The sequence below is a fragment of the Pseudomonas sp. 86_A genome (assembly GCF_017491705.1).
Taxonomy (GTDB): Bacteria; Pseudomonadota; Gammaproteobacteria; order Pseudomonadales; family Pseudomonadaceae; genus Aquipseudomonas; species Aquipseudomonas koreensis.
The window spans coordinates 388,372-401,446 of the sequence record NZ_JAFGYS010000002.1; the positions used below are offsets into that span (position 1 = coordinate 388,372).

10 protein-coding genes and 1 tRNA gene are annotated in these 13,075 nt (G+C 59.0%); 2 read left to right on the top strand and 9 right to left on the bottom strand.

Going from position 1 to position 13,075, the window contains the following annotated elements:
* Window positions 1-48 precede the first annotated feature (48 nt).
* Window positions 49-2,232: a DUF1631 domain-containing protein gene (locus tag J5M57_RS05120; protein ID WP_207847774.1), complete on the bottom strand. Its 2,184-nt coding sequence runs from the start codon at window positions 2,230-2,232 to the stop codon at window positions 49-51.
* 300 nt (window positions 2,233-2,532) lie between these two features.
* On the opposite strand from J5M57_RS05120, the gene nadC reads away from it, so the two are divergent.
* Window positions 2,533-3,381, top strand: coding sequence for a carboxylating nicotinate-nucleotide diphosphorylase (gene nadC, locus J5M57_RS05125; RefSeq protein WP_064585921.1), 849 nt, complete (start codon window positions 2,533-2,535; stop codon window positions 3,379-3,381).
* Window positions 3,382-3,432: 51 nt separating this feature from the next.
* Here nadC and J5M57_RS05130 read toward each other — a convergent pair whose 3' ends face one another.
* Window positions 3,433-3,732, bottom strand: coding sequence for a DUF6388 family protein (locus J5M57_RS05130; RefSeq protein ID WP_207847775.1), 300 nt, complete (start codon window positions 3,730-3,732; stop codon window positions 3,433-3,435).
* Between the two features lie 276 nt (window positions 3,733-4,008).
* On the opposite strand from J5M57_RS05130, the gene J5M57_RS05135 reads away from it, so the two are divergent.
* Window positions 4,009-4,503: a hypothetical protein gene (locus J5M57_RS05135; protein ID WP_083367044.1), complete on the top strand. Its 495-nt coding sequence runs from the start codon at window positions 4,009-4,011 to the stop codon at window positions 4,501-4,503.
* A gap of 4 nt (window positions 4,504-4,507) precedes the next feature.
* Here J5M57_RS05135 and J5M57_RS05140 read toward each other — a convergent pair.
* From J5M57_RS05140 to nusA, 7 genes are all read right to left on the bottom strand, one after another.
* Window positions 4,508-4,580, bottom strand: a tRNA-Thr gene (locus tag J5M57_RS05140).
* A 258-nt stretch (window positions 4,581-4,838) separates the two neighbouring features.
* Window positions 4,839-6,944 (bottom strand): polyribonucleotide nucleotidyltransferase, encoded by a 2,106-nt coding sequence (pnp, locus tag J5M57_RS05145; protein WP_007961443.1) that lies wholly within the window; start codon window positions 6,942-6,944, stop codon window positions 4,839-4,841.
* Window positions 6,945-7,137: 193 nt separating this feature from the next.
* On the bottom strand, window positions 7,138-7,407 hold the full coding sequence (gene rpsO, locus J5M57_RS05150; RefSeq protein WP_003221553.1) for a 30S ribosomal protein S15: 270 nt from the start codon (window positions 7,405-7,407) through the stop codon (window positions 7,138-7,140).
* 115 nt (window positions 7,408-7,522) lie between these two features.
* Window positions 7,523-8,440: a tRNA pseudouridine(55) synthase TruB gene (gene truB / locus J5M57_RS05155; RefSeq protein WP_064585918.1), complete on the bottom strand. Its 918-nt coding sequence runs from the start codon at window positions 8,438-8,440 to the stop codon at window positions 7,523-7,525.
* Between the two features lie 4 nt (window positions 8,441-8,444).
* The gene (gene rbfA / locus J5M57_RS05160) at window positions 8,445-8,846 is read right to left on the bottom strand and encodes a 30S ribosome-binding factor RbfA (protein ID WP_064585917.1); all 402 of its coding nucleotides are present in this window, start codon (window positions 8,844-8,846) and stop codon (window positions 8,445-8,447) included.
* Window positions 8,847-9,005: 159 nt separating this feature from the next.
* A complete protein-coding gene (infB, locus tag J5M57_RS05165; RefSeq protein WP_064585916.1) occupies window positions 9,006-11,528 on the bottom strand; it encodes a translation initiation factor IF-2 in 2,523 nt (840 codons plus the stop codon).
* Window positions 11,529-11,555: 27 nt separating this feature from the next.
* Window positions 11,556-13,037, bottom strand: a complete 1,482-nt coding sequence (nusA, locus tag J5M57_RS05170; RefSeq protein ID WP_003221546.1) for a transcription termination factor NusA — start codon at window positions 13,035-13,037, stop codon at window positions 11,556-11,558.
* Between the last annotated feature and the right edge of the window lie 38 nt (window positions 13,038-13,075).

The window sequence follows — 13,075 nt, forward strand, 5'->3', positions numbered from 1 at the left end:
CCGACTGTCTTGGCGCCCAGTATGCCGTGATCGGCCCCTGGCGCGCGATCACTTGCCGCGATTGAGTCGTCGCAGATTGCCGAGCACCGACGCCAACGCGCGGTCGAACAGCAAGGTGTCATCCAGCGCACGCACCGCGCCGCGGCGGAATTCCAGGGCCAGGCCGACTCGGCTGCGCTCCAGCACTTTCATCCCGGTGCGGTCGACAAACACGTACTTGCCAGTGGTTTCGATGATGGCCGCCAGTTTGCAGCGCAGGGTGTGCTCGTCGTCCTCCTGGAACGCAACCCAACTGCCCACGCGCAATTGGTCGACCTGCCGCAGCCCCGCGTCATCCTGGGCAAGACCTGTCGGGTTCAGGCTACCAGAGCCTTCGTCGGCCGTGCGCAGGGTAATGTGCTGCGACACCTCGACCAACGCCGCCTCGGCTGGATCCTGCTCGGCGGCCGGGTCGAGCAAGCGCACATGCAACGCTTCCAGTTCGCTGAAAAATTCGCTGGTGGCAAACGGATCGAACGCCGAACTGCTCAGGCCGTCGCGCAGTGACTTGAGCAAGCCCGGTACCAGCGCCAGCAAACGCATGCCAGCGTCCGCCTCGTCATGCCGTTGAACGCTCCAGATCAGTTGTTCCAGGGTCTGTACATCGGCCTGCCATTCGGCGGACTGATCACCGTGCTTGAGGCACGTCAGCAGCAACACCTTGCTCCAGGCATCGCCGACGAACGTCACCACCGACGGTGGCAAGACTTTACCCAGCAGCGCCTGATTCACTGCCTGTTCGACCCGCTGCCGGGCCAGTTCGGTTTTCGCCCGCCCTTCTTCGGCGTCGCGCAAACGCTGCTCAAGCAATTCACTGCGCCGACGCTCATCGCTGGTGAAGGCCAGAAAGTCCGCGAGCAATTCGGAGAAAATCGCCGGGTCGTCAACGAACTCGCTCAGCAAGCGCTGCACCACTTGTTCAATACGCAGATACAGGCTGTCACGCGCCTCGCCGGTGCAATCGCCCCAGCCCATGGCCGCATCGGCGATCTCATTGAGCAGGCGCCGCGCCGGATGGCTGCTGCGGCTGAAGAAGCTCTTGTCGAGCACCGCGACCTTGAGCATCGGAATCTGCAGACGGGCGATCAGCGCCTTGAGCGAATCCGGCAGGTTGCGGTCCTCAAGGATGCATTCGAAGACCATGGCGATCAGGTTGATCACGTCCTCGTCGGCGCCATCGACGATGCGCGACTTGCCGCTCCGGACGCTGACCCGCGTCAGCAATTGTTCGAGCTGGTTGCGCAGATCGAAGTCGTCCTGCGCCGCCAGCGCCGGGACGTACTGTTGCAGGTGCGAGAGCAGGCGCAGCAGGTCGCGGGTGCTGATCGGCTGCGTCGCAACGCTCGGCTCCAGGGTCGGGGCGACACTGCCGCGTACGTGCAGGAGCAGCTCCTGTAGCGCGACGAAGACTTCTTGCACGCCTTCGTCGGCGGGTGCCGGCTCGTCGCCTTCTTCGCTGCTGATGCTCGCTGCGGCACGCTCGATCGCTCGGCGTGCCGGGGCCGGCTTCAACTCGGGCAATACGCCGGTGGCGATCAGCAATTGATTGGCCTCGGCGTATAACTGCTCGATATCTGCCAACACATAGCGCTCGAACAGTTTGAGCAGGATCAGCTTGACCTTGATCTCCACGCCCAGATTGCGACCGGCCTGCAGGAAAAACTCGCAGAGCATCGCCGGGCCGAGCGGGTTGTGCTGATCGTCGATGTGTTTGCCAAGCAGCGCGTTGAGCCGCGCCGTCAGCTGATCGAGGGCAAAGCCATCGCGCTTGAGCACCCGGCCGACCATGGTCTCGACGGCCACGCTGCGCTCCATGTCATCGGTGCGCGGCGCCGACTCCTCAAACATCAGTGCATCGGACAGGGTCTGCTGTACGGCGTCGTACTGGATGAGGGCAACGAAGGCTTCGAAGAATTGCTCGAGAAACCCGCGCTCAATGTTTTTGCGCTTGAGGCGCAGGTCGCGCATGGCTTCGAAAAAGATGTTCTGTTCGACGTCGTTACGCGCCCGGTCGGCCATCTCGAACAGGGTGTCGTCGGCGTTATCGAACAACTCCTGCAAACCATGACGCAGTTGCTGGGCAGCCTTGTCGCGAACCTGAAGCAGAATCACAGGCAGGCGGGCGAGCGGCGAGTGATTCGCCTGATCGGTAGCAGCCTTGTGCAAAGGCACTACATTCCCGTCGTTGTGCATCCAAGCCTCCTGAAACGGTGATTCTTCTGTCACTTACAGGGCAATCCCTGTGAGAGCGAGGTTCCCAGACAGACGTCAAAGCTATGACGTCAAATGCAAGGCGGATTATCTTGCAAAACTTGTCCCGGGCGCTACAGCTCTCAGGGTTTCCCCTATGCCTGCGCCCCCCTCCAGTGACCACGAATAACGGTGCTTTGCTCACGGGAAATCGACCAGCTGCAGTCAGGCACGCGAGTTCTTGCCTTGGGTTGGCTCCTGCCATACCCCTATAATCGGCGCACTTAGTTTGTGGAGCCCGTTATGCCGAATCTACGTCTCGCCGATTTGACCGCCGAAATCGAAGCCAACGTGCGCCGTGCGTTGCTCGAAGACATCGGCAGCGGCGACATCACCGCGCAACTGATCCCCGCCGAACGTCTGGCCAAAGCCACCATCATCACTCGCGACGACGCTGTTATCTGCGGTACGGCGTGGGTCGACACCGTGTTTCGCCAGCTCGATCCGCGCGTCGCGGTGCATTGGCAGGTACGTGACGGTGAACGGGTAAAACCCAATCAGCCACTGTTTCACCTGGAAGGCCCGGCGCGTTCGCTGCTGACCGGCGAGCGCAGTGCGCTGAACTTCCTGCAACTGCTGTCCGGCGTGGCCACGCGGGCGCAGTATCTGGCGGACTTCGTAGCGCAGACTCAGGTCAAGCTGCTGGATACCCGCAAGACCCTGCCGGGCCTGCGTCTGGCGCAGAAATACGCGGTGACCTGCGGCGGTTGCCACAACCACCGCATCGGCCTCTACGACGCGTTCCTGATCAAGGAAAACCACATCGCCGCCAGCGGTGGCATCGCCCAGGCCATTGCCGCCGCGCACAAGATCGCGCCGGGCAAACCGGTGGAAGTTGAGGTGGAAAGCCTGGAGGAGCTGAAAGAAGCGCTGGCAGCCGGTGCCGATATCATCATGCTCGACGAGCTGAGCCTGGATGACATGCGCGAAGCCGTGCGCCTGAACGGCGGCAAAGCCAAACTGGAAGCCAGCGGCGGCATCAACGAAAGCACGCTGCTGCCGATCGCCGAGACCGGGGTGGATTACATCTCGATCGGTGCGATGACCAAGGATGTGAAGGCGGTGGATCTGTCGATGCGTCTGAGCCTCTGAAGCCGTCACGCAATAAAAAACGCCAGCCCGGTTGAGGCTGGCGTTTTTGTTTCAGACCACCAGATTGTTCATCTCGCAGTACTCGTCCCACTCGACGCCCAACACTTCGGCCGCCTCCTTGTGCAGCACAAGACGCTGAGCCTTGAACTCTTCAGGGGTGCTGGTGTACTTGAGCGTCAACTCCCACGGCTGCAAGCTCTGGGCTTCAGCTTCGTCTTCGAATGCCCACTGGATCTGGTCCTTCTGATCATCAGGACTCAGGTCCTTGATCTCTTCCAGCAGTTGGGGCGCATCGAGCTTGTACTTTTCCAGCGCTAGTTCGTGACGTTGCTCTTGAGTTAGTTCGGTCATGGCGTTCTCGCTGATCGTAAGAATGGAGGATGGATCTGGATCATCAAGGATCTCTCTGACGCGGATTTTCCGGCCTTCGGAACCATTCGGGATCATCTGAAAACTGCTAAGCGATGCTCATGCAGGCACCGAATATAGGACGTTTGCATGACGAATTACACGGCTCTTTACATCTGTCTCACAAAAAGTTGACCTGCGGAACATAAATCCGGATTCCAAGTCATAGCGATGTGCCATATCGGCATTCACTCTTGCTGTTCACAAGGAAAACCAGTGATGCGCAGCTTTTCGAAGATTTGTTCCGTTGTGTCTGCCAGTACCTTGCTCGCCGCCATGATGTTGCCGGCCAGCGCCATGGCGCTTGAACTGAGCAACAGCAGCTCATCCTATGGCGATAAGGTTTCGCTGATTCACAACGATTACGGCAAAGATGTCGTCATCAAAAGCGATATCAGCATCGATGAACTGCAAAAGATCCGCGATACCGTCCGCGAGCAGTCACGCCAGATTGAAGAACTCAAACGCAACAGCGGTTCCAGTTCGAATTCCAGCAGCAAGGAAATCGACGATCTGAAGAACAAGGTCAAGGATCAGGACCGTCAACTGGATACCCTCGGACGCCAAGTCGAAGACCTCAAGCGCAACAGCGGTTCGAGCTCGAATTCCGCCAGCAGCGAAATTTCCAGCCTGAAGCAGAAAATCAACGATCAGGATCGCGCCATGGATCAGCTCAAACGTACCGTCGAGGATCTGAGCCGCAAGGTGAAATAATTTTTGCCCGAGACAGGAATCGAACCTGCGACCTTCGCGTTACGAGTGCGCTGCTCTACCGGCTGAGCTACACGGGCGGTGGGCTAAACCTAGCACCGGTCTCGGGCTGCGGCAAATTTGTGCGTTGTCTTTGCTGATTATCACTTGTGGCGAGGGAGCTTGCTACCGCTGGGTTGCGGAGCGACCCCAAGCTTTCTGAGGCTGATGTTTTTTACGACTGCCGCGCAGCCGGACGGGAGCAAGCGCCCTCGCCACACATGCGTTTATGGCAGACAAAAAAATGCCCCGCCGTTTTCACGGCGGGGCATTTTTATTGCGCTAAAGCGATGGGGTGATTAAACGCCCGAAGCCTTGGCCGCTGCCACGTCTTTGATGGACAGCTTGATACGGCCGCGGTTGTCCACGTCCAGTACCAGCACTTCCACTTCCTGGCCTTCTTTCAGGATGTCGGTGACTTTCTCTACACGAGCGTCGCTCAGCATCGAGATGTGCACCAGACCGTCCTTGCCCGGCAGGATGTTGACGAATGCGCCGAAGTCGACGATGCGCTCAACCTTGCCGACGTAGATCTTGCCGATCTCGGCTTCTGCAGTGATGCTCAGAACGCGCTGACGAGCAGCTTCTGCAGCATCCTTGGTTTCGCCGAAAATCTTGATCGAGCCGTCGTCTTCGATGTCGATCGAAGCCTTGGTCTCTTCGCAGATCGCACGGATGGTCGCGCCACCTTTACCGATAACGTCACGGATCTTGTCGGTGTCGATCTTCATCGCGATCATGGTCGGAGCGTTGGCCGACAGTTCGGTACGCGACTGGCCAATGATCTGGTTCATCTGGCCGAGGATGTTCAGGCGCGCTTCCAGGGCTTGGCCCAGAGCGATTTCCATGATCTCTTCGGTGATGCCCTTGATCTTGATGTCCATCTGCAGCGCGGTGACGCCTTTGGCGGTACCGGCTACCTTGAAGTCCATGTCGCCCAGGTGGTCTTCGTCACCCAGGATGTCGGTCAGGACGGCGAACTTCTCGCCTTCTTTAACCAGACCCATGGCGATACCGGCAACCGGCGCCTTCATTGGCACGCCAGCGTCCATCAGGGCCAGGGAAGCGCCGCAAACGGAAGCCATCGAGCTCGAACCGTTGGATTCGGTGATTTCCGACACCACGCGGATGGTGTACGGGAACACGTCAGCGGCTGGCAGCATGGCCGAAACCGAACGACGCGCCAGACGGCCGTGACCGATTTCACGACGACCAGCACCACCCATGCGACCACACTCGCCCACCGAGAACGGAGGGAAGTTGTAGTGCAGCATGAACGGGTCTTTTTTCTCGCCTTCCAGGGTGTCCAGCAGCTGCGCGTCACGGGCAGTACCCAGGGTCGCAACGACCAGAGCCTGAGTTTCACCACGGGTGAACAGGGCCGAACCGTGAGTCTTCGGCAGAACGCCGACTTCGATGTTCAGCGGACGTACGGTACGGGTGTCGCGGCCGTCGATACGTGGCTTGCCGTTAACGATGTTTTCGCGAACGGTGCGGTATTCGATTTCGCCGAAAGCAGCTTTGACGTCGGCAGCCGATGGCTGGCCTTCTTCGCCGGACAGCTTGGCAACGACCTGGTCTTTCAGCTCGCCCAGACGTGCGTAGCGGTCAGCCTTGACGGTGATGGTGTAAGCCTGGGAGATCGCTTCGCCGAACTCGGCACGGATCGCGCCCAGCAGTTCGGTGGCTTCTGGAGCAGGCGCCCAGGTCCAGGTTGGCTTGGCAGCTTCAGCGGCCAGTTCTTTAACGGCGTTGATCACCACCTGGAACTCGTCGTGAGCAAACAGTACCGCGCCCAGCATCTGGTCTTCGGTCAGCTCTTTGGCTTCCGATTCAACCATCAGTACGGCGTCCGAAGTACCGGCAACGACCATGTCCAGGCTCGAAGCAGCTTGCTGCTCGTAAGTCGGGTTCAGCAGGTAGCCGGTGCTTTCGTGGAAAGCCACTCGAGCGGCGCCGATCGGGCCGTCGAACGGAATGCCCGAGATGGCCAGGGCAGCCGAGGTACCGATCATCGCAGCGATGTCCGGATCGGTCTTCTTGCTGGTGGAAACGACGGTGCAGACAACCTGCACTTCGTTCATGAAGCCTTCTGGGAACAGCGGACGGATCGGACGGTCGATCAGTCGGGAAGTCAGGGTTTCTTTCTCGGAAGGACGGCCTTCGCGCTTGAAGAAACCGCCAGGGATCTTACCGGCAGCGTAAGTCTTTTCCTGGTAGTGAACGGACAGAGGGAAGAAGCCCTTGCCTGGATCGGCTTGCTTGGCACCGACTACGGTCACCAATACGCTGACGTCGTCGTCAACGGTGACCAATACTGCGCCGGAGGCCTGACGGGCGATACGGCCAGTCTCGAGGGTAACGGTCGACTGACCGAACTGGAATTTTTTGATTACCGGGTTCACGGTGTCCTACCTTCTTTGTGGCTCTTGGGGGAACTGGTTTCTTGCGAAATTCTTGGGCAATGTCGGGAATCGGCCCGCTGACTGTCCGGGTAAAACGGTAGTGCAGATAAAACTTGAGGCTGGGAGCCTGCCAGCCACCAGCGGAAAACCGCTGATGCCTGACAGACAACCAACCTCATAGCGCAATCGCTGATTAGCGACGCAGACCCAGGCGGCCGATCAGAGCGCTGTAACGGCTCAGATCTTTGCCTTTCAGGTAGTCCAGCAGCTTACGACGCTGGTTTACCATGCGGATCAGACCACGACGGGAGTGGTGGTCTTTACCGTTGGCCTTGAAGTGACCTTGCAGTTTGTTGATGTTGGCGGTCAGCAGTGCAACTTGCACTTCTGGCGAACCAGTATCACCAACAGCTTGCTGGTAGTCGGCAACGATTTGAGCTTTTTCTTGAACGTCGAGAGCCATGAGGCAATCCTTTTATCAGGAAACTGTTTCAAAAACAGTTTCAACAGGCCAGGGACAAATCCCTGTATCTATAAATGAGTAGTGACCGTGCCTGTTAACAGCCACACTCGTTCGGTCATTCTGACCGAATCAGTCGACGTGGCGCGATGCGCCCGTCTTCGCTCACTTCACCGATACCAATGAAGCGACCATTGTGATCCTGTACCCGTACCATGCCGAACTTCGGAGCATCCGGGGCACGTACCGGCTGGCCGTTGAGCCAGTAGAACGCGCTCGCTTCGGAGAAGTGCAACAACGGCCAATCCTGCAGGCCGCTGTCCGATGGCATCAGGAAGCGGTCGACCGCTTCGTTGCCGCCTTCGGCATGTACCGCTTCCAGCTCTTCGAGGGTGACGGTCTGCGCCAGGGTAAAAGGCCCGGCCTGGGTACGACGCAGTTCTGCGACGTACGCACCACAACCGAGCTGCTCACCGATATCCTCCACCAGGGTGCGAATATAGGTGCCCTTGCTGCAATCCACCGCAAGACGCGCAGTATCGCCTTCGAAGGCCAGCAATTCCAAGCGCGCAATAGTAACAGAACGCGGTTCGCGCTCCACTACTTCGCCTGCACGAGCCAGCTTGTACAGCGGCTGCCCGTCACGCTTGAGTGCCGAGTACATCGGCGGTATCTGACTGATTTGACCGCGAAATTTCGGCAGGACCGCTTCGACATCGGCGCGACCAACGGTCACCGCGCGCTCCTGCAAAACCTCACCCTCGGCATCGGCCGTGGTGGTGGTCTTGCCCAGTTGCGCCAGGGTTTCATAACCCTTGTCGGAATCGAGCAGGTATTGCGAAAACTTGGTTGCCTCGCCAAAGCACAACGGCAAGACACCGGTGGCCAACGGGTCGAGGCTGCCGGTGTGACCGGCCTTCTCGGCGTTGAGCAACCAGCGAACCTTCTGCAACGCGGCGTTGGAGGTGAACCCCAATGGCTTGTCGAGCAGGATGATACCGCTGACATTACGACGGATACGTTTGACCTGAGCCACCGAATTACTCCTTGGTGTCTTCAGGTTCAGCGGTGGCCAGGTGCTGATTGTCTTCAGCCACGGCGCGCTCGATCAGGGCCGACAGGTGCGCACCACGCACGACGCTTTCGTCGTAGTGGAAGTGCAACTGCGGCACGCTGCGCAGCTTCATTTCACGGGCCAACTGCATGCGCAGGAAACCTGCAGCAGCATTGAGCACCTTGATGCTTTGCGCGATGTCTTCGGCGTTGTCCTGCCCCATCACGGTGATGAAGATCTTCGCGTGACCGACGTCACGGCTGACTTCCACTGCGGTAATGGTGACCAGGCCAACACGTGGATCTTTGACTTCACGACGGATCAGCTGGGCCAGCTCACGCTGCATCTGATCGCCGATACGTTGGGTACGGCTGTATTCTTTTGCCATGATTTGTTACCTGTTACTGCCCTGCGGTGAAACCCGCAAGGTCTGAAAGCGGCAAACGCCCGGCCTGACAAATGCCAGACCGGGCGTTGCGTTTAGAGTCCGGGTGATGCGCCGCACAGTTGAGTGCGGCCGGCCATCACGGCTCCTGAAGTGCGCGAGTTAGAGGCTGCGAGCAACCTGAACCTTCTCGAAGACTTCGATCTTGTCGCCGACTTTGACGTCGTTGTAGCTCTTCACGCCGATACCGCATTCCATGCCGGCACGTACTTCGGAAGCGTCATCCTTGAAGCGGCGCAGGGACTCCAGCTCGCCTTCGAAGATAACGATGTCTTCACGCAGTACACGGATCGGACGGTTACGGTACACAACACCTTCGATCACCATGCAACCGGCGATCGCGCCAAACTTCGGCGAACGGAACACGTCGCGCACTTCGGCCACGCCCAGGATGTTCTCGCGAACATCGCTGCCAAGCATGCCGGTCAGGGCTTTCTTGACGTCTTCGATGATGTCGTAGATCACGTTGTAGTAACGCATGTCCAGACCTTCCTGCTCGACGATCTTCCGTGCGCCAGCATCGGCACGCACGTTGAAGCCGAACAGTACAGCGTTGGAAGCCAGTGCCAGGTTGGCGTCGGATTCGGTAATACCACCGACACCGCCACCGACTACGCGCACTTGCACTTCGTCGTTGCCCAGGCCGTTCAGAGCGCCCTGCAAAGCTTCCAGCGAACCACGGACGTCGGATTTGAGGACGATGTTGAGCGTCTTCTTCTCTTCCTGACCCATGTTTTCGAAGATGTTTTCCAGCTTGCCGGCGTGAGCGCGAGCCAGTTTTACTTCGCGGAACTTGCCCTGACGGAACAGAGCCACTTCACGGGCTTTCTTCTCGTCGGCAACCACGCTCATCTCGTCACCAGCGTCCGGCGTACCATCCAGACCCAGGATCTCGACCGGAATGGCCGGACCTGCTTCCTTGATCGGCTTGCCGTTCTCGTCGAGCATGGCGCGCACGCGGCCGTAGTTCGAGCCGACCAGGACCATGTCGCCTTGACGCAGCGTACCGTCCTGAACCAGAACAGTTGCTACCGGGCCACGGCCCTTGTCCAGGCGCGATTCGACGACAACACCACGGCCAGGAGCCGATGGAGTGGCAGTCAGTTCGAGCACTTCGGCCTGCAGCAGAACGGCTTCGAGCAGCTCGTCAACGCCGGTACCCATTTTCGCCGAGACTGGCACGAATGGAGTGTCGCCGCCCCACTCTTCGGAAGTCACGCCGTGAACCGACAGTTCGCTGCGAATGCGATCGAGGTCGGCACCCGGCTTGTCGATCTTGTTCACTGCAACCACCAGAGGAACGCCAGCCGCCTGAGCGTGCTGAACAGCCTCGATGGTTTGTGGCATCACGCCGTCGTCCGCCGCTACCACCAGGATCACGATGTCGGTCGCCTTGGCACCACGGGCACGCATTGCGGTAAACGCAGCGTGACCAGGGGTGTCGAGGAACGTCACCATGCCGCGGTCGGTTTCAACGTGGTATGCGCCGATGTGCTGGGTAATGCCGCCGGCTTCGCCTGCAGCTACCTTGGCACGACGGATGTAGTCGAGCAGGGAAGTCTTACCGTGGTCAACGTGGCCCATTACGGTCACGACTGGTGCACGGGAAACTGCTTCACCTTCAAACTTCAGGGACTCGGCCAGGGAATCTTCCAGGGCGGTGTCGCTGACCAGGGTCACTTTGTGGCCCAGCTCTTCGGCAACCAGTTGAGCAGTTTCCTGATCGAGTACCTGGTTGATGGTCGCTGGGGTGCCCAGTTTGAACATGAACTTGATGATTTCAGCAGCCTTGACCGACATCTGCTGGGCGAGATCGCCCACAGTGATGGTCTCGCCGATCTTCACTTCACGCACGACAGGACCGGTAGGGTTCTGGAAACCGTGAGCGTTGCGCTTCTTCAGCTTGGCCTTGCCGCGACCACCACGACGGAAGCCATCGCTTTCTTCGTCGGTAGTGCGTGGCGCCACACGTGGAGCCGGCGCTTTTTCTTTGACCGATGCGCGATGCGGAGCGTTTTTGCGCTCGCCGTCGCCACCACCGCCGCGACGATTGTTATCGTCGGCACGTGGCTTGTCCGGACGGCGCTGTTCGTCACGCTTGCGAGCGTCGGCAGCTGGCGCAGCGGCAACAACCGGCGCAGCTTCGCGCACAGGTTCGGCCACTGGGGCAGGTGCAGCAACAGCTTCGGCAGTTGCACTTGGCGCTGCAGCAGGCTGATTACGCGCTTGTTCTTCAGCGCGCTGCTTGGCTTCTTCTTCAGCCTTCTTGCGGGCAGCATTTTCTACTGCGCGACGCTCTTCCAGTTCACGCTGGCGCTCGGCTTCGATTTCTTCCGCGCTACGCTGTACGAAAACTTTCTTCTTGCGAACTTCTACGCTGATGCTCTTGCTACCAGCCACACGCAGGGTGCTGGTGGTTTTACGCTGCAGCGTGATCTTGCGTGGTTCTTCCACTTTCGCCTTGTGGCTGCTTTTCAAGTGAGTCAGCAGGGATTGCTTCTCACTGTCAGTCACATGTTCTTCGGCGGCGGTGTGCGGCAGACCTGCCTCACGCATCTGCTGCAACAGGCGCTCTACCGGTGTTTTGACCTCATCGGCCAGTTGTTTCACCGTGACTTGCGTCATGCACTTCTCTCCTCAGGCCGCGCCTAATTACTCGAACCAGTGGGCTCGGGCGGCCATGATCAACTTGCCGGCACGATCATCGTCAATGCCGTCGATGTCGAGCAGATCGTCAATAGACTGCTCGGCCAGGTCTTCGCGGGTAATTACGCCGCGCACCGCCAGTTCCATCGCCAAATCCTTGTCCATACCCTCAAGCGAGAGCAGGTCTTCGGCCGGATGGGCGTCTGCCAGCTTTTCCTCAGTAGCGATGGCTTTGGTCAACAAACGATCCTTGGCACGAGCGCGAAGCTCGTTGACGATGTCTTCGTCAAAGCCGTCGATGTTGAGCATTTCTTCCAACGGTACGTAGGCAATCTCTTCCAGGCTGGTGAAGCCTTCATCAACCAGCACCTGAGCCAGTTCTTCGTCGACTTCCAGCTCGTCGATGAAGTTGCGCAGGATGTCGCCGGTTTCTGCTTGTTGCTTAGCCTGGATGTCCGATTCGGTCATCACGTTCAGGGTCCAGCCAGTCAATTGGCTAGCCAGACGCACGTTCTGACCACCGCGACCGATGGCCTGAGCAAGATTGTCTGCGCCAACGGCGATGTCCATGGCATGGGCATCTTCGTCAACGATAATGGCCGCCACTTCTGCCGGCGACATGGCATTGATTACGAACTGCGCCGGGTTATCGTCCCACAGGACGATATCGACACGCTCGCCACCCAACTCGCCCGACACGGCCTGGACGCGCGAACCGCGCATACCGATGCACGCGCCCTGCGGGTCGATGCGTTTGTCCTTGGAGCGGACAGCGATCTTGGCACGCGAACCCGGATCACGGGATGCGGCCATGACTTCGATCAGGCCTTCAGCGATTTCCGGCACTTCGATACGGAACAGCTCGATCAGCATTTCCGGCGCGGTACGCGACAGGATCAGCTGCGGGCCGCGGTTCTCGGTGCGGATTTCCTTGAGCAGTGCACGCAGACGCACACCGACACGGAAGGTTTCGCGAGAAATGATGTCTTCACGAGCCAGCAACGCCTCGGCGTTGTTACCCAGATCGACGATCACGTTGTCGCGGGTCACCTTTTTCACGGTGCCAGAGATGATTTCTCCCAGGCGCTCGCGATAGGCGTCGACCACTTGAGCGCGCTCGGCTTCACGCACTTTCTGCACAATGACTTGCTTGGCAGTCTGTGCGGCAATGCGGCCGAACTCGATGGATTCGATTTTTTCTTCGACGACGTCGCCGACCTTGGCACCAGGATGCGTTTCGGCAACCTTACTTGGCCAGGTTTCGATCGCCGGATCATCGAGGTCATTCTCTTCGACGACCGTCCAGCGACGGAAAGTTTCGTAGGAACCGGTGTGGCGGTTGATTTCCACACGCAGGTCAACTTCGTCTTCAAAACGCTTCTTGGTAGCAGTGGCCAGGGCCAGCTCCAGCGCTTCAAAAATTACGCTTGCCGGTACGCCCTTTTCATTGGATACCGACTCAACAACCAGCAGTACTTCTTTGCTCATCGTACGCCTCGCCTTTCGCAAGCCATTGGATCCGCGGG

Bases quoted from the DNA above. Each gene is read 5' to 3' on its own strand.
- rpsO (WP_003221553.1), bottom strand. From the start codon at position 7,407: ATGGCTCTCGACGTTCAAGAAAAAGCTCAAATCGTTGCCGACTACCAG.
- nadC (WP_064585921.1), top strand. From the start codon at position 2,533: ATGCCGAATCTACGTCTCGCCGATTTGACCGCCGAAATCGAAGCCAAC.
- nusA (WP_003221546.1), bottom strand. From the start codon at position 13,037: ATGAGCAAAGAAGTACTGCTGGTTGTTGAGTCGGTATCCAATGAAAAG.
- J5M57_RS05130 (WP_207847775.1), bottom strand. From the start codon at position 3,732: ATGACCGAACTAACTCAAGAGCAACGTCACGAACTAGCGCTGGAAAAG.
- rbfA (WP_064585917.1), bottom strand. From the start codon at position 8,846: ATGGCAAAAGAATACAGCCGTACCCAACGTATCGGCGATCAGATGCAG.
- infB (WP_064585916.1), bottom strand. From the start codon at position 11,528: ATGACGCAAGTCACGGTGAAACAACTGGCCGATGAGGTCAAAACACCG.
- J5M57_RS05135 (WP_083367044.1), top strand. From the start codon at position 4,009: ATGCGCAGCTTTTCGAAGATTTGTTCCGTTGTGTCTGCCAGTACCTTG.
- J5M57_RS05120 (WP_207847774.1), bottom strand. From the start codon at position 2,232: ATGCACAACGACGGGAATGTAGTGCCTTTGCACAAGGCTGCTACCGAT.